At 53.1% G+C, this 19,752-nt stretch carries 16 protein-coding genes; 4 read left to right on the forward strand and 12 right to left on the reverse strand.

The genetic code is table 11. From position 1 onward, the window contains the following. The first annotated feature begins 194 nt into the window (after positions 1–194). Complete coding sequence (locus ACFQO0_RS11935; protein WP_382234906.1) at positions 195–1,022, forward strand: symmetrical bis(5'-nucleosyl)-tetraphosphatase; 828 nt, start codon at positions 195–197, stop codon at positions 1,020–1,022. Here ACFQO0_RS11935 and ACFQO0_RS11940 read toward each other — a convergent pair. From ACFQO0_RS11940 to ACFQO0_RS11965, 6 genes are all read right to left on the reverse strand, one after another. Then, on the reverse strand, positions 1,019–1,771 hold the full coding sequence (locus ACFQO0_RS11940; RefSeq protein WP_382234908.1) for a lysophospholipid acyltransferase family protein: 753 nt from the start codon (positions 1,769–1,771) through the stop codon (positions 1,019–1,021). The two genes, ACFQO0_RS11935 and ACFQO0_RS11940, sit on opposite strands and share 4 nt — an antisense overlap. 64 nt (positions 1,772–1,835) lie before the next feature. Then, positions 1,836–3,122 carry a dihydroorotase gene (locus tag ACFQO0_RS11945; RefSeq protein ID WP_382234910.1) on the reverse strand — a complete coding sequence of 429 codons (1,287 nt, stop codon included), beginning with the start codon at positions 3,120–3,122 and terminating at the stop codon, positions 1,836–1,838. Positions 3,123–3,125: 3 nt separating this feature from the next. Further along, a complete protein-coding gene (locus tag ACFQO0_RS11950) occupies positions 3,126–4,085 on the reverse strand; it encodes an aspartate carbamoyltransferase catalytic subunit (protein WP_304931542.1) in 960 nt (319 codons plus the stop codon). Continuing rightward, positions 4,078–4,602 (reverse strand): bifunctional pyr operon transcriptional regulator/uracil phosphoribosyltransferase PyrR, encoded by a 525-nt coding sequence (gene pyrR / locus ACFQO0_RS11955; RefSeq protein ID WP_382234912.1) that lies wholly within the window; start codon positions 4,600–4,602, stop codon positions 4,078–4,080. Before pyrR ends, ACFQO0_RS11950 begins: the two co-directional genes overlap by 8 nt. Further along, positions 4,571–4,972, reverse strand: coding sequence for a Holliday junction resolvase RuvX (ruvX, locus tag ACFQO0_RS11960; RefSeq protein WP_382234914.1), 402 nt, complete (start codon positions 4,970–4,972; stop codon positions 4,571–4,573). Before ruvX ends, pyrR begins: the two co-directional genes overlap by 32 nt. Positions 4,973–4,996: 24 nt before the next feature. Next, positions 4,997–5,662: a YqgE/AlgH family protein gene (locus ACFQO0_RS11965; RefSeq protein ID WP_382234916.1), complete on the reverse strand. Its 666-nt coding sequence runs from the start codon at positions 5,660–5,662 to the stop codon at positions 4,997–4,999. A gap of 108 nt (positions 5,663–5,770) precedes the next feature. Here ACFQO0_RS11965 and ACFQO0_RS11970 point away from each other — a divergent pair, with 108 nt between their 5' ends. Beyond that, positions 5,771–7,252 (forward strand): cryptochrome/photolyase family protein, encoded by a 1,482-nt coding sequence (locus ACFQO0_RS11970; RefSeq protein WP_382234918.1) that lies wholly within the window; start codon positions 5,771–5,773, stop codon positions 7,250–7,252. A 93-nt stretch (positions 7,253–7,345) separates the two neighbouring features. Here ACFQO0_RS11970 and ACFQO0_RS11975 read toward each other — a convergent pair whose 3' ends face one another. From ACFQO0_RS11975 to ACFQO0_RS12000, 6 genes are all read right to left on the reverse strand, one after another. Continuing rightward, the gene (locus ACFQO0_RS11975) at positions 7,346–13,324 is read right to left on the reverse strand and encodes a hybrid sensor histidine kinase/response regulator (protein ID WP_382234920.1); all 5,979 of its coding nucleotides are present in this window, start codon (positions 13,322–13,324) and stop codon (positions 7,346–7,348) included. 137 nt (positions 13,325–13,461) lie between these two features. After that, entirely contained in the window at positions 13,462–15,735 is a 2,274-nt protein-coding gene (locus tag ACFQO0_RS11980) for a methyl-accepting chemotaxis protein (RefSeq protein WP_382234922.1), read from the reverse strand. Positions 15,736–15,789: 54 nt separating this feature from the next. Then, positions 15,790–16,365: a chemotaxis protein CheW gene (locus ACFQO0_RS11985; protein WP_382234924.1), complete on the reverse strand. Its 576-nt coding sequence runs from the start codon at positions 16,363–16,365 to the stop codon at positions 15,790–15,792. A 12-nt stretch (positions 16,366–16,377) separates the two neighbouring features. Beyond that, entirely contained in the window at positions 16,378–16,743 is a 366-nt protein-coding gene (locus ACFQO0_RS11990; RefSeq protein ID WP_011872120.1) for a response regulator transcription factor, read from the reverse strand. 21 nt (positions 16,744–16,764) lie between these two features. Next, complete coding sequence (locus ACFQO0_RS11995; protein WP_382234926.1) at positions 16,765–17,166, reverse strand: response regulator; 402 nt, start codon at positions 17,164–17,166, stop codon at positions 16,765–16,767. A gap of 147 nt (positions 17,167–17,313) precedes the next feature. Continuing rightward, entirely contained in the window at positions 17,314–17,466 is a 153-nt protein-coding gene (locus ACFQO0_RS12000) for a rubredoxin (protein WP_124574563.1), read from the reverse strand. Positions 17,467–17,573: 107 nt separating this feature from the next. Here ACFQO0_RS12000 and thiD point away from each other — a divergent pair, with 107 nt between their 5' ends. Then, on the forward strand, positions 17,574–18,419 hold the full coding sequence (gene thiD, locus ACFQO0_RS12005; protein WP_382234928.1) for a bifunctional hydroxymethylpyrimidine kinase/phosphomethylpyrimidine kinase: 846 nt from the start codon (positions 17,574–17,576) through the stop codon (positions 18,417–18,419). 38 nt (positions 18,420–18,457) lie between these two features. Continuing rightward, positions 18,458–19,744, forward strand: a complete 1,287-nt coding sequence (hemL, locus tag ACFQO0_RS12010; protein ID WP_382234930.1) for a glutamate-1-semialdehyde 2,1-aminomutase — start codon at positions 18,458–18,460, stop codon at positions 19,742–19,744. Positions 19,745–19,752 lie beyond the last annotated feature (8 nt).

A 19,752-nucleotide genomic window follows, 5' to 3' on the forward strand; every position in this document is an offset into this window, starting at 1 on the left:
ACTTGCCGTCAAGTTTCAATTTCCTTTCAGAACGGCAGGCTACCGGTGACAATCGCCGATTTTGAACCTATCTCTATAATTCCGGTATGCTGACAGCCGCTACCAGGTCAGCTGTCAGCGAGAAAAGTCTCGCCATTCCTGATGCAGCGATGCGCTCCTCTTGATAACTATTTGCCTCCCCCACTTATTCGTTCATGACTACTTACGCAATTGGCGACCTGCAAGGTTGCCACACGCAACTAAACGCCCTGTTGGAAAAAATTGATGCAACGGCGCCTGCTGCACACCTTGTTTTCGTCGGTGATATTGTCAATCGCGGACCGAAATCGCTGGCAACGCTGCGGCAAATCTATGCGTTAAGAGAACGCGCGCGCATTGTGCTTGGCAATCATGACTTGAACTTGCTGGCGGTGGCCTGCGGACTGCGCAAATCCCACGCATCAGATACGCTGGATGCCATTCTGGCAGCCGATGACAGGGAAGAATTGCTGACCTGGCTGCGCCATCAACCGCTCGCATTAGAAGAGGATGGCAATTTGTATGTACATGCTGGCGTATTGCCGCAATGGACGGCACAACAAACCCTGGCTTTGTCACGCGAAGTGGAGGCCGCGTTGCAAGGCGATGACTGGCCCGATTTTTTGAAGAAAATGTACGGCAACGAACCAGCGAGATGGAATGACGCCTTACAAGGTGCAGACCGCTTGCGCTGCATCGTCAATGCGCTGACCCGTATCCGCTTTTGCACGCAGGATGGCAGCATGGATTTCAAAACAGTGGAAGGCGCAGGCCATGCACCGGCGGGTATGGTGCCATGGTTTGATGTACCGAATCGCAAAACCGAAAGCAGCACTGTCGTCTTCGGCCACTGGTCTACCCTGGGCTTGCTGATACGGCCGAATTTGCTGGGACTGGACACCGGATGTGTGTGGGGCGGGAAACTGACGGCGATCAATCTGCTGGATAGGTCCACCATACAAGTCGACTGCCCACAACATCAAAAACCCGGCAAGAAAAACTAGTTAGGCTGTTCACTACTTTCAGCATAGCCAAGAGCCTGCGCAATGGCCGTGCGTGTCTGTTGTGCCAGCTCACGCCGGTGTGCGCCTGAAGTCTCAATAGTCGACAAGATGATCAATTGCGCAGTCATCCTGCGTGTCTTCATGATCAGCAACATGCTGTCGACAAAAGTCATGTCACCAATAAAATCGGCCGCACGGTGCAGCTTTCCCTGCTCATCGATATAACGCACTGCGTATGGCTGCACCGGCACCCTCGCTTCTATCGCCGCCTCAAACAAATTCGAATGAAAAGGCAATACGCTCCCTTGTGCAGCGGTCGTGCCCTCGGGAAAGAACGCGATACGCTCGCCACCTTCTATGCTGGATACCAGCCCTTCGTAGACCCGGCGTACTTCGCGTTGCTTGCCGCGCGCGATAAAAATGGTCCCGGCTTGCGCGGATAACCAGCCGAGCGCCGGCCAACTGCGTATATCAGCCTTGGCGACGAAACGACACGGATTCTGGGCATTGATCACAAAAATATCCAGCCAGGACACATGATTAGCGACGATGAGGGCGGCTTGTTCCGACGCTGCGCCAGCGTGCATTTGCACATCAACCTTGATGTGCAGAATGTCCAGCAAAGCACCCGACCATCGCTTGATGCGATGGTCACGACTTGCTGTCGTTATCCAAGGAAAAATCAGTGCGGCAGTCAACAAACCCTGCAGCAAATGCAGCATTACACGCACGAACGAAACAGCGATCATGCGCTCACCCGCACAGCATCAAGAATATCCACACCGTGAATCAACACAAAAATACCGGGAACAGTTATCGCTGAAACGCGATATGACCGGCAACAATCGTGGTCTGCACTTGGCCACTTAATTCGTAGCCCAGGAAAGGCGTATGCTTGCCTTGGCTCGCCAACGCCTTTGCCGCAACGGTCCAGCGCACGGCCGGATCGAACAGGCAAATATCTGCAACGCTGCCTACCGCCAGTTGTCCGGACGGCAAGCCAACGATACGCGCGGCATCTGCGGTAATTTTTGCGATAGCCTGTGTCAACGGTTGCTTGTCGTGATCGACGCAATCTTCGGCCCAGCGCAAAGACAGCGACAACAGTAATTCCAGGCCGGTTGCACCAGGCGACGCTTCCCCGAAAGGCAGCAATTTTTCATCATCATCCACTGGCGTGTGATCGGAACAGATCGCATCGATGGTGCCGTCCAGCAAACCGCGACAGATTGCATCGCGGTCGCGCTGGCTGCGCAGCGGCGGTGTCAGGCGTGCGTTGGAATCGAAAAAACCGATATCGTTTTCAGTCAAATGAATATGATGCGCGCCAACGTCGCAGGAAATCGGCAAGCCCTCCTTCTTCGCTGCACGCACCAACTCCAGCCCAGCCGACGTGGACATGCGGCACAGATGGACACGTGCGCCAGTAACACGAACCAATTCCAGAATCGTATGCAAGGCTATCGTCTCGGCCATCACTGGCACGCCGGACAAGCCGAGGCGCGAGGCGACCGGACCGCTATGGGCGACGCCCTTGATACCGAGATGCGGATCCTGCGGACGCAGCCAGACCGTGTAATCAAATGTTTTCGCATACTGCATTGCGCGCAACATCACCGTGGTATCGAGAATAGGACAGTCAGCCTGGGAAAAACCGATGCAGCCGGCGTCGGTCAATTCAGCCATTTCCGTCAAGGCTGTACCCTTCAAACCCATCGTCAATGCGCCCAGCGGATAGACGTTGGCCTGATTCAAGGACTTGGCTCTGTGTTTGAGCATTTCAACCAGACCCGGCTCATCCAGTACCGGATCGGTATCCGGTGGGCAAACCAGACTGGTGACGCCACCCTGCATTGCCGCCTGCATTTCCGATTCCAGCGTGGCCTTGTATTCATAACCCGGTTCGCGCAGGCGCGCGCTCAAATCAACGAAGCCAGGTGCGACAACCAAACCACTAGCATCGATTACTTTGGCAGCGACAAAGCCTTCAGGTGCTTGTCCTATACCGGCAATTTTCCCGGCTGCGATATACACGTCTTGTTTTGCATCGATACCATTCGCTGGATCGATCAGATGGCCATTCTTGATGTGGATTTTCATCTTTTAATTTCCCGCCAAAATACTCATCACTGCCATCCGCACTGCAATGCCGAATGTCACTTGCGGCAGTATCACTGCCTGCTTGCCGTCAGCTACTGCAGATTCAATTTCCACGCCGCGATTCATCGGGCCTGGATGCATGACAATGGCATCTGGTTTAGCCAGCGCTAAACGCTCAGTCGTCAAACCATAGCTCTTGAAGAATTCTTGTGCCGACGGTAACAGCGCGCCGCTCATGCGTTCATTCTGCAAGCGCAGCATGATGATGACGTCAACGCCCTTCAAGCCTTCTTCCATGTTGTGGAAAACACGCACACCCATTTGTTCCAGGCCGCTAGGCAGCAAGGTACGTGGGCCGATGGCGCGCACTTCAGGCACACCCAAAGTCGTCAGCGCATGGATATCCGAACGCGCTACGCGACTGTGCAAAATATCGCCGACGATGGCAACAGTCAGATTGGTGAAATCCTTTTTGTAGTGACGGATCGTGTACATATCCAGCAAACCCTGCGTCGGGTGTGCATGGCGGCCATCACCTGCATTGACAACGTGCACATGCGATTGCCCAGTGTCGCTCAAATGTTTTGCGATCAGATAAGGTGCGCCGGATTCGGCATGGCGCACGACGAACATATCGGCATGCATCGCTGCAAGATTGTCGATCGTATCCAGCAGCGATTCGCCCTTGCTGGAACTTGATGCAGAAATATTCAGATTGATCACGTCAGCCGACAGGCGCTTGGATGCGATTTCAAATGTAGTACGAGTACGCGTCGAATTTTCAAAGAACAGATTGAACACGCTCTTGCCGCGCATCAGCGGTACTTTTTTCACTTCTCTATCACCGATACTGACAAACGATGAAGCCGTATCGAGGATGTGAATGATGTTGGACTTTGGCAGTCCTTCTATCGTGAGCAAATGTTGCAACTCACCGTTTTTATTCAGTTGCGGATTAAGCATGATCCACCGTCAGGGAAAAGCGGCCGTCGTCGGCCCGTTGAAGTACCAGCGACTGCTGGTCGGGAATGGAAATAGTCTGCGCGACAAAATCAGCGGCGATCGGCAACTCGCGGCCACCGCGATCAGCCAGTGCGGCCAGCATGATGCGCGCCGGACGGCCGTAGTCGAACAGTTCATTGATCGCTGCGCGCGTAGTGCGTCCGGTGTACAACACATCGTCCACCAGCAGGATGGTTGCGCCGTCGACATCGAATGGAATTTGCGTCGGTTTGACGTCGGGACGTAAACCTTTTTCGGCAAAATCATCGCGATAAAAAGAGACATCGATGAAGCCCAGACGCTCGGTCAGTTGCATTTCGGCTGCAAGGCGTTCTGCCAGCCATGCACCGCCGGAATAAATGCCGACAATGGCGACGTTCTCGGCTTTTGCCAAGCCGGTTTTTACTTGCTTCGCCAGCACTTGATACAAGGCTTCAGCGTCTAGTTCAGGATTCGGATTCGGATTCGGTATGGTCATCGAAGTATTGTTGCAAGATGATTGCAGCTGCCTGATCATCTATCAGGTCGCCGCGTTGATGAGAAATCACTGCGGATGAATATCGCTCATCCACCAGCACCGTTGCCACGTCAAAACGTCCATGCAATTGATTCGCGAAGCGGCGGCAGCGCACCGTCATTTCATGCTCGGCGCCATCAGGATGGCGCGGCAGGCCGACGATGCACAAACCTGGTTGCCACTGATTGACCAGTTCGGCGATCGCTGCGAATTTTGCTTCATTGGTAGCGGCGCTGATAATGGTCAGCGGCTGCGCTTGCTTTATTAGGGTATTGCCTACTGCAACGCCTATGCGTTTCAAGCCGAAGTCAAAACCGAGTACGGTTTCCACTAGCGCTCAGCTCCCGTATCCGCGTCACGCATGGCCGGCCTCGCCACTCAACATCATCGGGTCTATGCCCAGCAACTTGATGGCGGCAAAGAAACGCTGTTCCAGCGGCAAATCAAACATGATATTGGGATCGGCACGCACCGTCAGCCAACCGTTACGCACAATCTCGTCTTCCAGTTGACCCGCGCCCCAACCAGAACAACCCAGGCTAACCAGCATCTTTTGGGGGCCGGTACCGAGCGCGACTGCTTCGAGAATATCTTTGGACGTCGTCAACGCGATGTCTGCAGTCACAGGCAAGGTCGACGAAAATTCGCCGCGCGGAGCATGCAATACAAAACCACGATCCGCTTGTACCGGACCACCATACATGACCGGTGTATTTTCAACCGCCGTCAAATCAGGCGCAATTTCCAATTTCATATCAATACGATTGAGTAGAACATCAACCGTCATGTCGGTCGCCTTGTTAATGATCACACCCAGCGCACCATTGGCATTGTGTTCGCACAAATACACCACGGTGCCGCCGAAAATAGGATCCATCATGGCGGGCATCGCAATCAGAAAATGATCGGCAAGATTCAGTTCATTACGAACTGGATTGCCAGGCGCTGCGGAAAAATCGGGGGATTCCCAGGGTGAACCGGGCTCAGGGGGAGATTTGCTGGTCTTACGTTGCTTCGACATGGGCGTTATTTTAGCAGTTTTACCCGGATTTTCTGCGTCAAACCTCGCTTCGCAGCGATTTTTCCTGCATTCTCTAACTATTGTCCTTCATTCCTATATTCATCATTCATGCCTTCATTTGAAAAGACCCTGGTCTGGTTTCGCCGCGATTTGCGCAGTTTTGACCATGCCGCACTCCACCATGCATTAACACAAAGCAAGCAGGTTTATTGCGCTTTCATTTTCGACCGAGCCATTCTGGATGACTTGCCAAAAGCTGATCGCCGCGTCGAATTCATCCATGCCAGCCTGCTTGAACTGGACGCCGCCTTGCGCGCATTGGGCGGCAGCCTGATAGTCAAACATGCATGGGCAGAGACAGCCATCCCCGAGTTGGCGGCTGAGCTCGAAGTGGATGCGGTCTACACTAACCATGACTATGAGCCGCAGGCGATAGCACGCGATGCGCAGGTCGCCAAGGTACTCAAGGCGGCTGGTCGCAGCCTGCATACATTCAAGGATCAAGTCATTTTTGAAAAAAATGAGGTACTTACACAGGCTGAAAAACCCTTTTCAGTCTTTACCCCATACAAAAATGCCTGGCTGAAAAAGCTGCATGCGGAATCGGATGAGGCCGCCTTGCATCCTTATGAAATCGATGCGCATGCACACCGCCTCGTCGCGCTGCCGGAAAGCACGTATCCGATTCCGTCGCTGACGGATCTCGGCTTTGAAAAAACCAATCTGTCTGATCTGAATATCCCAACCGGCATGAATGGAGCACAAGACTTGCTCGATGCCTTTGCCGATCGCATGCAACGTTACGATCAGACACGAGACTTTCCTGCGGTCAAGGGACCTTCGTATTTATCGGTACATTTGCGTTTTGGCACGATTTCGATACGGGCCTTGGTGCGGCGGGCGCTGGATGCAATGCGCACGGGTTCTGGCGGCAGTGGCGCGGCAGTCTGGTTATCGGAACTGATATGGCGTGATTTTTACTTCATGATTCTGTTCCAGCATCCGCATGTGGTCGGCCGCGCTTTTAAACCTGATTACGATGCCATCGTCTGGGAAAGCGGGGATCATGCGCAGAGTTTATTTCAGGCCTGGTGCGATGGAAAAACCGGTTATCCGCTGGTTGATGCAGCCATACTGCAATTGAATCAAACCGGTTATATGCACAATCGCTTGCGCATGGTCACTGCCTCCTTCCTGATCAAGGATCTGGGCATAGACTGGCGCTGGGGCGAACGTTACTTTGCCGAAAAACTAAACGACTTTGATTTATCTGCCAACAACGGTGGCTGGCAATGGGCCTCATCCTCTGGGTGCGATGCGCAACCCTACTTCCGTATATTTAACCCGATTACGCAATCGGAAAAATTCGACGCAGAGGGAAAATTCATACGACGATATTTGCCGCAGTTAAGCAAACTTTCCAACAAGTACATACATGCACCATGGCGCACACCCGCCATGGAATTGAAAATGGCGGGTATAGAGATAGGCAGCAATTATCCGGCGCCGCTAATACAACATGACGAGGCACGCGCACTTACGCTGCAACGCTATGCTGTCGTAAAGAAGGTCGCAGAATACATAGACTGATCCGAATGGACTAGTTTCGCCTCACAGTTTGAATGCAGCGAATCTGAACGCAAAAAAATCCCGCAAGCATGCGGGATTTTTTTGTCACCAATATCAATTGGCGGGGACTTCTTTCTTGATGAAGCCGGCAATCAGTTTGACCAAGGCTTCTTCCTGGTACGGCTTGCCCAGATATTCATTCACTCCCAACTCCATCGCGTAGTTGCGATGTTTGCTGGCGGTACGTGAAGTAATCATGATGATAGGAATATCACGGGTGCGTTCATCGCCGCGAATATTGCGCGTCAGATCGAAGCCATCCATACGCGGCATTTCAATATCGACCAGCATCACGTCGGGCGTAATCGATTGCAAATGCTGCAAGGCATCCACGCCATCCTTGGCCAGCACAACTTGATAACCTTCACGCGTCAGCAAACGCTGAGTCACACGCCGCACGGTTAGCGAATCATCGACCACCATCACGATATGCTGGGTGCGCAAACCTTGCACCGGCTCGACATTGCGCACAGTTGGTTCAAACATCGCCATTTCTGCCACTGCACCCATATCATTCGGCGCGTCCGATGGTGTCAAACGTGGCGCGCGCAGATTATCGTGCGCTGCGCGTTGCGCCAGCGGCACGGGATTCAGGATCAATACGATCTCACCCGAACCCAATACGGTCGCACCAGCGATACCGATCATCCGCGACAACTGCGGACCGATATTCTTGACCACGACTTCGCGATTGCCGAGGATTTCATCCACGTGCAAAGCAACGCGATCATTGCCGCTCTTCAGGATCAGCAAAGGCGAATACTGTTGCGTCACTGGTGACGCCTCCGTATCGCCCAGCAAGCTAGACAGGTAATACATAGGCACGCGCTGCGACTGCCACATTACTGCGCCTTCGTTATACGCAATCGCAAGTGGCCCGTTCTTCAGTTGCTGCACCTGCTCGACCAATACCGATGGCAGTGCATACGTCTTGCCGCCGGTCGACAGAATCACAACCTGCGTCACCGCCAGCGTCAATGGCAAATGGATCGTGAAGTAGGCACCCTTGCCCGGCTCCGATGCAATCGCCACGCGACCGCCCAACGATGCTGCTTCAGAGCGCACCACGTCCATCCCGATGCCGCGTCCCGCCAACTCGGTGACTTCTTCCGCCGTCGAGAAACCCGGATGGAAAATCAGATCAGTGACTTCCGTATCGGACAACTGGTCGTCTTCTTTCAGTAAGCCGTTTTCCAGCGCCTTTTTGCGAATGTTATTCAGGTTCAAGCCCTGGCCGTCATCGGAGAAATGAATAACAACTTCATTCCCCTCCTGGCGTATCTCGACGCGCAACTCGCCCGTTTCATTCTTGCCTGCGGCCTTACGTTTTTCACGCGATTCAATCCCGTGCACGATCGCATTACGCAGCAAGTGCTCAAACGGCCCGGCCATTTTTTCCAGCACGCTGCGATCGACCTCTACCGCGCTACCGCGAATATCGAGGTTGACGCGCTTGTCCATTTCTTTCGCAGCCTGACGCGTAACGCGATACAGACGTTCAGAGATACTGGCAAATTGCACCATGCGCACGCGCATCAAATCCTGTTGCAAATCGCGCGTCAGGCGGGCCTGATTCGTCAAATCGGTGCTAGCGCTATCGATCGTGCGACTCAAGTTTTGCTGTACCGAACCAACGTCGTTGACACTTTCCGCCATCATCCGTGTCAGTTCCTGCAGGCGCGTAAAGCGATCGAATTCGAGCGGATCGAATTCACGGTCGGCCGATACGCCCATATGAGAACTGATTTGCGACTCTGCCTGCATTTCAATTTCGCGTAACTGCTCGCGCAAACGGGACACGTTTTCGGACAATTCACCCATCGAGATGCGCAAAGTGCCGACTTCTGTTTCCAACTTGGAACGCGAAATAGATACTTCACCAGCCTGATTGACCAAACGGTCGAGAATATCGGCGCGTACGCGCACCAGCGGAACAGGACCGGCCGCTGCAACTGCGCGCGACGCAGGTGCAATACCGGGAACCAGCGCTGCTGCAGAACCCTCAATAACCGGCATCAAACTTTGAATGACGGGCAACCCCTCGACAGCTGTGGACTCTACATCGACAGAATTTTGCTTGCCTGACTGTGCGGTATCGATGGATGGCTGTTGAGGTGCGTCCGGATTTTGTAACTGTTCAAACAGCTGCAAGCCCTGATCATGACGCGCCAGCAAATCCTCTACTGCGGCTGCAGATGGGTAACCGGCGTGGGTAATATTCTCAATGCGCGTTTCCATCTCATGCATGTGCTGACCCAGCAACATTGCCCCAGCCATCCTTGCACTGCCTTTAACTGTATGCAAAATCCTCAAGATGGATTGCGGCAACGCTGCATCGCCAAGATCCTGTTGCCATGCACGCAATGCCTGCCCCATCTGCGGCAGCATGTCCGTGCCTTCTTCGATGAAAACAGGCAGTAGATCGGCATCGATCTCATCCTTGATGATGAGGGCAGGATCGGCTAGCTCTTCGCTGTTTTGCGGATAGATGGGTTCTGCAAATGGCGCAGGCTCGATTTCCGGAAGAGCCGGTGGCGGTTCTGCAGCAGGCTTAGGTTCTGCGGTAGGCGTAGGTGCTACTGCAGGTGACGCGGCAGAAAGCGCCACTACATCCGCAACGTTGTCGTGCTCGAGCGCAGACACAGAGGCTACTAAAGCCTCGGGTTCGACTGCATTCAACACCGGCGTATCGAGTACTGGCTGGCCGTGTTTGGAGCTGATCCGGAATTCAAAATCTTCCGGCATGCGTTCAAGAATTTCTACTTGTTCAGGCTCGAAATCAGGCATCTCGCCCAAGGCGAACATCTGCAACATGAAGCGAATGCGCGCAATCGCATGATCCAGTGTGTCGTACTCGGATATCAGCAACTTGACCGGTTTTCTTGCCAGATACTGCAACACCGCTTCCAGCGCATAGGCTATCTGCTGCAAAGGCTTGAAACCAACCGTGGCAGAACTACCGGCCAGCGAATGTGCGGCATGTACGGCTAGAATGTTGACGTGACGATCAGGTTCATGACGCCATTCAGCGATATCCTGCGATAGCAGGCGCACGAGTTCATCAGTTTCCGCCAGATAAATATTATGTAGCGGCAGGCTGATTTCGAGGTCGCCTATATATTTGACGTTGTCGTCCGATTTGTGCGCAACCGGAGGGTTCCCCGGAAAATCCAGTACAGCGGCAACTTGCAATGGGGCTGCATCTGGCAGCACATCCACACTTAAATGATCGAGCTCGCCTGCTGCAAGCTCAGGCGTGGCCTGCTCGACCTGTGGAACTTCTTCGACTTCGTCCGCCGTCGCATTGAATTTCTGGAATTGTGCGAGCTCTTCATCGCTCAGTTCCAACTCCTCGGCCTCTGTTGCGTCGAGTGCATCCCCACTATCGAATTCTGCCGCACTTTCAGCAAAGCTCTCGGTCGCACTCTCTGTGCTGACATTGTCTGTCGCTGTAACAACAACTGATTCTGCCAGCGTTACCGACGGTCCCTCTTCGGATTCATCGTAATGAAAGCCTGCATCATTTTTAACCCGTTCGGCAGCATTGATCAGCGCACGACCACTGCGGTCTGAGCGACCCTGCATCTGCAGATCACCTACCCATGCATCGAGTACTTGCACGGCATGATCCAGCAATCCGTACAGATCTGCATCACCACCGCGTGTTTCCGATAAACGCAGATTCAATACCTGCTCGACGCTCCATGCCGCCTCGCCAAAGGTCACCAGACCGACCATGCGGCCACTACCCTTCAAGGTGTGAAAGGAACGACGCAAGGTCGTCAGAAACTCTTGATTGTGCGGAGCATTGCGGGAATCGGGAACCGTCTGCCTGACGCTGTCCAATACCTCAACCGCCTCAGACAGGAAAATCTCCAGCAGTTCTGCATCTACCGCTTCATCCGTCGCAGGGGCAACCAAGGGGGCTATCTCTTCCACATGGGACGTCTTTGCGGATGCTGTGGCCAGCGCGATATCGTCCATTGCATCTTGCGAAGCGACGAAATCCGGATGCTCCAGCATATCGATAACGGCGCGCGCCCTGTCATTGGCTTCAGGATTATCGACCAGCGTCGCATCAAGGCGCACCTGTTCCAGTGACTCTCTTAACTGTTCTTGCAGAAATGGATTAGTCGGTTCTGCGGCGAGTGAAATCGCCAACTCTTCGGATTGCTTCTGGTGCAGCGCAAGTTCCGATTCTACCGTCGGCAAATCCGGAATATTGATTTCCGGCGCCGCAGAAATAGTGTTTTCTACTTCGGATACCGGGATAACAACAACGTCGACCGTCGCATGCGACGAACTATTTTTTTCAGTCAGGTTTGCACGAAAAATGCCAGCTTCATCATCAAAGGAAAAACGATTGTTGACGCCATCCGGATGCAATTGCAAGGTCTCGATAAAGAAACTCAAGGCGCCGACATTTTGCGCAACCTGCTGGAATTCCTGCAAGCCTGGCGTTTGTTCTGCATCGATAAAGCGACGCACGGCTGCCTGCGTATGTTGCACGGCACGCACTGCATCTTCATGTCCGAGCACAGAGAGTGCGCCACTGATTTGATACAACACTGAATCGATATCCGACAAACCGGCACGCTGCTCGGGATCGCGAAAATACTCGTCCAGCATTTTTTCCACTTGACGCAAGCTGGATTGCATTTCACCAGACAGTGCAGTCATGGTTTGACGCTCTTGCGCTTCACGCGACATGTCATCCAGCCATTGCGCAGAATGGGTCAGCGTCTCACCAGAAACCGCAGAGAGCAGGCGCGTCGTTACCGCATCCGCGCGTTCGGAAAAATCATCAGATAAATGGCCGATCTGCTGCAATGCATTTTCAACAAACAGCAGGCTGGTTGCAATTTCAAGACTCAGACTATCACCGGGGCGAGAGTGTGCAGCGTGACGTGCAATACCGCTCAATTCGCGCAATAGCTTTGCCAATGCGGGTGCATTCAACTGTTTGCCGGCTTCGGCCAGGCCAGTCATTTCCTGTTCGAAAGATGGCGCTACACTGGCGTCGCCGCCAGCAATCCGATTCCACAAATTTTTGGCTTGCGACAATCGCTCCTTGGCTGCCGCCAATGCCTGCGCATCGATCTGACCGTAACGTTTTTTTTCGTAATCAGTAGGCACTACACCATCGAGCTGATATGCGGTACGAATTTGCTGAACCACAGCGGAAGGCTGCTCGACGCGCGCGATGAAGAACAATGCATCTCGCAACAATCTTTCAGTAATGCTGGAAGAACCTTCGCTCAAGCGGCGGATTTGCAAATTGATACGTGCGAATAACTGTTTGACATACAGTTCATTCGGCACTTGTCCGCTAGAAACTGCATCGGAAAATCCATACATAACCCACCAGAAACTGCGCGCCTGCTGTGAGCCTTGCGCCTGCTCAACGCGCAACACGATATCGCGCATGGTCCTTGCGCTTGCCAAACCGGTGGTGCTATCAGCGTCCTTCAGGAATATCAACAATGCACGTTCAAAACGCTTGCGCAAGCCGACATAATCTTCCGCGCTCAATGTAATCGACGCCGATGGCAATTGAGGACGAATTGCCAAATTTGGGAAAAACAGATCAGCGGGATGGATGCGCTCAGCTCCACGCACCTGCAACAGCGAACGATAGTAAGGGAACAAACGAACCGGCTGATGCGGCAAGCCCGCCAACAATTCTTCCAGGTATTCGAGCAATGCCTGATAGGCATGTCCAATCGCATGCACGCTGTCTTCGGTCAAGCTTAGTTGACCTGATTCAAAACGATCAAACAAGTCTTCGACTGTTTCAGTAATGATGGCGACGCCATCCACATCGACTATTTGCAAGGCGCCGTGCGCCTGATGCAGATATGTTTTTGCATGACGCAAGGTTGTCGACTGGGTTTCAGCATCCTGCATCAACGCTTCGCCCAAAGCGACTTTGGAGCGGGTCAGCGCTTCGCCGATTTCACCAATGACCCACGACAGTGGCCCGGTATCGAAGTGATCCTTACCTTGCGGCAAAGATGAGGAAGGGGTATTCATGACTGCCTCGCGGGTGCGGGGTGATCAATCATTGCATGAACTGATCACCGCAATTGCTGTTGGGCCTCAAACCAATACGTGCCTCTAACCAATCGCGTCAAAGACGCGTGTTAAAGGCACGCATCAAGATAAACAAATCAAGCCGTTACACGGAACCGTGATACCGAGTTTTTGAGCTCTTCGGCCAGCTTCGACAGTTCGCGAATCGAATGCGCAGTTTGCTGCGTACCTTCTTGCGTCTGTTCCGTAACAGTCAGAATGCCTTGAATGTTTTGCGCTACACCGTTTGCAGATGTTGCCTGCTGCTCGGTTGCGGAGGAAATACCTTGAATCAGTTCAGCCAGGCGATTCGAAACGCGCCGAATATCGGACAGCGCTGCCCCCGCCGCATCGGACAGTTTGGCACCCTCGACCACACCCTGAGTCGATTTTTCCATAGCGGCAACCGCATCGTGCGTATCGGTTTGAATGGTACGCACCAGCGCACCGATCTGCTTGGTCGCCTCACCGGAACGTTCCGCCAGACGCTGCACCTCTTCCGCCACGACCGAGAAGCCGCGACCTGCTTCACCGGCCGAAGCCGCCTGAATCGCAGCATTCAACGCCAAGACGTTGGTCTGTTCGGTAATGTCGGAAATCAGCTCGGTGATCTCGCCAATCTCTTGCGAAGACTCACCCAGACGCTTGATTCGCTTAGAAGTTTCCTGAATTTGTTCGCGAATTTCGGTCATGCCCTTGATCGCATTTTCTACCGCCCGCGAACCTTGTTCCGCCGCAGTCACTGACTGACGCGCAACTTCCGCCGACTCACTGGCAGATTTCGAAACATCGGTAATCTGTACTGCCATTTCCAGTACCGCCTGACCGGTTTCCTGAATGTTGCGCGATTGCTTGTGTGATGCTTCCAGCAGTTCAGTAGAAATATTCTGTGCCGTATTGGATGCAAAGGTAACCTGTTCTGCAGTATTCGTTACGCGACCGACCAGACCACGCAACTCTTCCACCGTATAGTTAACCGAATCGGCAATCGCGCCGGTAATGTCTTCGGTCACCGTCGCCTGCACGGTCAAATCGCCATCCGCTACTTCCTGCAATTCATTCATCAGACGCAAAATAGCGGCCTGATTTTGATCGTTTGCCTGCTTCGCTTCTTCTTCCTGCTTCTGCGCTTCCAAACGCTGACCTTCCGCCTCTTCGCGACGCGCATCCGCTTCGTTAGTTCTGTTACGGCTATCCTGCAACAGAACCAGTGCAATACCTGCCGCGGAAACCAGCGCAGCGACCGCGCTCAGCAGCATCAACCAGAAAGGCCAGGTGAAAGAATCCTGATCGGTACGATAAGTTTGTTGCAGGTCGGTCAGACGCTGTTTCAGTGCTTCGTTTTCCTTGAAGATCAGTTCCTGCGCCTGTTTTGCAGCAATAAAGTTTTGCAGGTTACCCAGAATCAGTGCGATGGATTTTTGATAGTCGGCAAATGCAGTTTGCAGCTCGACCAGTTTTTCCCGCGTATCCGGTTCCGTAGTTTTACTCAAACGTAGTACTTCGCTGCCATTCAAGAAGCCTTCGGTAATGTCGCGGAAGGTATTGGTATCTTTGCCGAGCAAGAAAGCGGTTTCCGGGTTCACGCCTTCCGAACTCAGAAATTCATTTGCGCTTCGAGCCAGACGTTGCGTCAGCATCACGAGCTGACCTGCCGCCGCAATCTCACGTGGCGATGCGCCACTTTGCGCTTTCAAGGTTGAAATCTGCTCGGTCAATTCCAGCAAGTTAGGTGAAATGCCGTTCAACACTTCCAAAGTCGAGCCGAAACCTGTCAGCGGGCCCTCCAGTTTCAGGATCGTTGCAGCAGCCTTGTCGGAGCCCACCCACAATTTCTGCACTTCCTGCAATGCACTATCCATTTTTGCGTCCGGCGCGCTAATGTCGCGACCCTGATAAACGCCGCCTTTGGACAATACATTCAGATCATTATTGAATTCTTTACGACTGTCAGCCAATTGCTTGAATGCTTCCTTGTTACCCTGAATCGCATTTGGTGTCGCCTTACCTACCCGCTGCGAGTGCATCAGCGCGTCGCCGGCGATCTGTGTTTGCGTCGACGTCAACGCTGAGAAATCGGCATTCAACCACACGAATACGGCACCAAGAACCAGCGATCCGCCCAAGGCGATCAAGAGGACACGAACCTGTTCCTGCAATGGCATTTTGCCGATCAGCGGCAGGCGAATATCACCACTCTTTTGCAGAACGTCACCGATGTATGTTGCATTTGGATTGACGTTGGCACGTGCTGCACGCACGACACTCGGATCAACCGGCGTCGTCGTATTTTCCGGCACATCACCCTGAGTATCCGCTCCCTGTGCGGCCGCCTCTTTTTTATTTTTGGAAAGCGGTAATTTAAACGCCATTCTGATTCTCCTGATTCTGTTTATACTGCGCCCGGATTATCGCTCCCGGATCGCTCATAGACCGACGTGCAAAAATTGAGGATTTTGTATTATTAAAGATAGATCGAGTTCGGTCCAGACTTGCGATTCGCGATCCAGATAACGCTTGATCGCCCAGGGTGCAGATTCATTCTGCACCTCGGATTGCACGACCATTTCAGCGACGTTATGCAAGCCGAGCACGCGCGAAACCAGCAAGCCGCTATTGAATGACAGTCCGGGGGCAAATGCAATGATGCGGCTATCCTTGTCGACAGGGGTAGCCGCATGACCTTCAAACTGTGCAAAATCGATCACACTAATCAAGTTGCCGCGAATATTCGTCAGACCAAGAAACCACGGTTGTGTCAACGGAACGCCGGTGATAACACCAACAGAAACGATTTCACCCGCAGCCAGCAGATTCAGCAAATAGCGGCTACCACCTATCATCACGCCCAGCTGATTTACTCGCGTATCTTCACCACTACGCGCGGTTTGCATTCGCTCCACCAGTTGCGCCTGGAATTCGCGCAGGCGCGTGCGACGTGTAACGATATCCGTTTTGACGAATACCTTTTCTGCGTGCAAATCCGACGTGGGCTGACTCATCTGGAGCTACTTTTATCCGAGCGCAGCAATTTTGGAGAGAAGTTCAGCCGGATCAACCGGTTTGACGATGTAATCACGCGCGCCCTGACGCAAACCCCAGATCCGATCGGTTTCCTGGCCTTTGCTAGTGCAGATGATGATAGGCACATCTTGTGTTTCTGGATCGCGTGTAATGGCGCGAGTGATTTGAAAGCCATTTTGGCCTGGCATCACAATATCCATCAAAATCAATTGTGGCTTGTCGGCCTTGATCTTCAACAAGGCTTCTTCACCATTTTCTGCTGTAGAAACGGAAAAACCTTTTTTTACCAGGATATCGGTCAGAAAATAACGCTCGGTCGGAGAGTCATCAACGATGAGAATTTTTTGAATGGCCATCTGAAACCTTTAAATCAAAATTTATTTTACGACTGCTTCAGCCGTGTACTCGCGCACGGTTTTCAACAGACTATCTTTTGTGAATGGCTTGGTGAGGTAGGCATCGGAGCCGACCATCGCGCCGCGCGCCCGGTCAAACAAGCCGTCCTTGGACGACAACATGATCACAGGCGTGGAATGGAATTTGGCACTTTTCTTGATCAGTGCACAGGTTTGGTAACCGTCGAGACGAGGCATCAAGATATCGCAGAAGATAAGCGCAGGCTTGTGATCGTTCATTTTTGCGAGCGCATCAAAGCCATCGTCCGCCAGCACGACCTTGTAGCCTGCCTGACCGAGAAATATCTCTGCCGACCGACGAATCGTGCTGCTATCGTCGATCACCATGATTTTCATGTCAGCATTATCCAGTGATATTGTCATGAGTCATCTCGTTAAACTGTGTCCACAATATAAGGCGCAACAGTGACAAAAAGCAAGATTCTTTAGGCCAACCACTGCAGGGCAAATCAATGCCCGTGGTTTTTCAACAAAAATGGCAGAGTAACAACCCTCACTGGGCCTTGCTGACTAGACTGCGACCATCTCGAAGTCTTCCTTGCGGGCACCGCATTCCGGGCAAGTCCAGTTCATAGGTACATCGGCCCAGCGGGTTCCAGGGGCAATCCCCTCTTCGGGCAAGCCGGCAGCTTCGTCGTAAATCCAGCCGCAGATCAGGCACATCCATGTTTGGAATGGTTGGTTCGATGTTTCAGTTGATGTTTCGTTAATGCTCACGGCTGACAGCCCTTCAAGTAAAATGCATAATCAGCTATCTTAATATACCCGCCGTGCAAAACCAAACTTCTCCGCTCATATTGACCTTTGGCCCGACTGATCCGGTAGGTGCAGTCGGCATTCAGGCTGATCTTGCCTCTTTTGCCGCGATGGGCTGCCATGGCTTGTCGGTCGTCACCGCCCTCTTCATCAGCGATACAGCGCGCATAGAAGACATGCAGGTGATCGATGCCGACTGGGTCTCCGATCAGGCTCGTGTACTGCTGGAAGACATGCCGGTCGCCGCCTTCAAGGTCGGCGCAGTCGGCAGCATCGAAAACGTCTCGGCAATTGCCGAAATCGTCTCCGACTACCCTGATATTCCATTAATCTTCGATCCCTTCCTGTCATCCCTGCCTGACCAGGGACCGGATGCTGAAGATATGCTGATGGCGACGCGGGAACTCCTGATTCCGCAAACTACGGTATTGATACTCTCGACTGTAGAGCTGGCGCGCATGGCAGAAACCTGGCGCGAACCATCGGAAGAAGACATGATGGCCGTTGATGCGATGCGCCTGATCGAAATGGGCTGCGAGTATGTTTTCGTCACCGGCACGCCATCCGATCTGACCGATGTCGCCAATACCCTGTTCGATGAAGGCGGCGTCGTACGCCACGATAACTGGCAGCGCATTTCCGGCTCGTATAACGGTGCCGGCGCGACATTGGCGGCAACGATAGCGGCGTTACTTGCAAATGGTCTCGACATACCGGAAGCCGTATTTGAAGCACAGGAATTCACGATTGCCTCGATCGCCAACGCCCAGCGTCTGGGCATGGGAAAATTAGTGCCAGATCGTTATTTCTGGGCGCGCGAATCCGACGAAGAAATCGACCTCACGCCGCCCATTCAGTAAACCAGCGCATCCGCTTACCTTCTATTTCACGGCATTACATGACATCCAATAACGATATTCTTTTCGCGCGCGCCCAAAAAAGTACACCTGGCGGGGTTAACTCGCCGGTACGCGCATTCCGTTCAGTCGGTGGCACACCGCGTTTTATCACGCGCGCCGAAGGGCCTTACTTTTGGGATGCCGACGACCGTCGTTATATCGATTACATAGGCTCATGGGGTCCGGCGATTGTCGGCCACGCACATCCAGACGTCGTCAAGGCGGTTCAGGATGCGGTAACGCGCGGCCTCTCTTTCGGCGCGCCTACCGAAGGTGAAATACAGATGGCGGAATTGATTTGCCAACTGGTGCCATCGATTGAACAAGTACGCCTGGTTTCCAGCGGTACCGAAGCAGCCATGAGCGCCTTGCGTCTGGCACGTGGTGCGACCTGTCGCGACAAGATCATCAAGTTTGAAGGCTGTTATCACGGTCACGCCGATTCGCTACTGGTCAAAGCCGGCAGCGGCTTGCTCACCTTCGGCAATCCTACTTCTGCCGGCGTACCGGAAGACTTTGCCAAGCACACACTTGTGCTCGACTATAACAATCCGCAACAACTAGAAGACACCTTCAAGGAAATCGGCGACCAGATTGCCTGCGTGATCGTCGAACCAGTTGCCGGCAATATGAACCTGCTGCCCGCCACGCCGGAATTCCTGCATACCATGCGTCGTGTCTGCACGCAGTATGGCGCTGTATTGATTTTCGATGAAGTGATGTCCGGCTTCCGCGTTGCGCTCGGTGGCGCGCAATCGATTTACGATATCAAACCCGATCTGACGGTGTTGGGCAAAGTCATAGGTGGCGGCTTGCCGGTCGCCGCATTCGGCGGCCGCGCTGATTTGATGCAGCATCTTGCACCTTTGGGCGGCGTATATCAGGCAGGAACTTTGTCCGGCAATCCGGTCACTGTTGCAGCCGGTTTGGCGACCTTGAAATTAATACAAGCGCCAGGTTTTTATTCTTCTCTGACAGCGCAAACCGCCAAGCTGGTGGCAGGCTTTACAGCAGCTGCAAAAGCGGCGAACATCGCCTTCTCAGCCAATTCGGTAGGTGGCATGTTTGGCATGTACTTTGCTGCAGAAAAGCCCTTGTCTTATACAGAAATGATGAAGTGCGATACTGCAAAGTTCAATGCCTTCTTCCACGCGATGCTGGATGCCGATGTATATCTGGCACCGTCGGCATTTGAAGCCGGTTTCGTTTCAGCGCAACACGATGACGACATCATCAGCACGACGATCGCTGCGGCAAGTGCCGCGTTTGCGAAACTGCAAAAATAAGTCTTCAC

This window comes from Herminiimonas aquatilis (genome assembly GCF_042665175.1).
Taxonomy (GTDB): Bacteria; Pseudomonadota; Gammaproteobacteria; order Burkholderiales; family Burkholderiaceae_D; genus Oxalicibacterium; species Oxalicibacterium aquatilis.

Coding starts and splice junctions, on each gene's coding strand:
- ACFQO0_RS11965 (WP_382234916.1), bottom strand. CDS start 5,662: ATGTCGAAGCAACGTAAGACCAGCAAATCTCCCCCTGAGCCCGGTTCA.
- ACFQO0_RS11980 (WP_382234922.1), bottom strand. CDS start 15,735: ATGGCGTTTAAATTACCGCTTTCCAAAAATAAAAAAGAGGCGGCCGCA.
- ACFQO0_RS11995 (WP_382234926.1), bottom strand. CDS start 17,166: ATGACAATATCACTGGATAATGCTGACATGAAAATCATGGTGATCGAC.
- ACFQO0_RS11935 (WP_382234906.1), top strand. CDS start 195: ATGACTACTTACGCAATTGGCGACCTGCAAGGTTGCCACACGCAACTA.
- pyrR (WP_382234912.1), bottom strand. CDS start 4,602: ATGACCATACCGAATCCGAATCCGAATCCTGAACTAGACGCTGAAGCC.
- ACFQO0_RS11990 (WP_011872120.1), bottom strand. CDS start 16,743: ATGGCCATTCAAAAAATTCTCATCGTTGATGACTCTCCGACCGAGCGT.
- ACFQO0_RS11985 (WP_382234924.1), bottom strand. CDS start 16,365: ATGAGTCAGCCCACGTCGGATTTGCACGCAGAAAAGGTATTCGTCAAA.
- ACFQO0_RS11970 (WP_382234918.1), top strand. CDS start 5,771: ATGCCTTCATTTGAAAAGACCCTGGTCTGGTTTCGCCGCGATTTGCGC.
- ACFQO0_RS11975 (WP_382234920.1), bottom strand. CDS start 13,324: ATGAATACCCCTTCCTCATCTTTGCCGCAAGGTAAGGATCACTTCGAT.
- ACFQO0_RS12000 (WP_124574563.1), bottom strand. CDS start 17,466: ATGTGCCTGATCTGCGGCTGGATTTACGACGAAGCTGCCGGCTTGCCC.
- ACFQO0_RS11945 (WP_382234910.1), bottom strand. CDS start 3,122: ATGAAAATCCACATCAAGAATGGCCATCTGATCGATCCAGCGAATGGT.
- ACFQO0_RS11940 (WP_382234908.1), bottom strand. CDS start 1,771: ATGATCGCTGTTTCGTTCGTGCGTGTAATGCTGCATTTGCTGCAGGGT.
- hemL (WP_382234930.1), top strand. CDS start 18,458: ATGACATCCAATAACGATATTCTTTTCGCGCGCGCCCAAAAAAGTACA.
- ACFQO0_RS11950 (WP_304931542.1), bottom strand. CDS start 4,085: ATGCTTAATCCGCAACTGAATAAAAACGGTGAGTTGCAACATTTGCTC.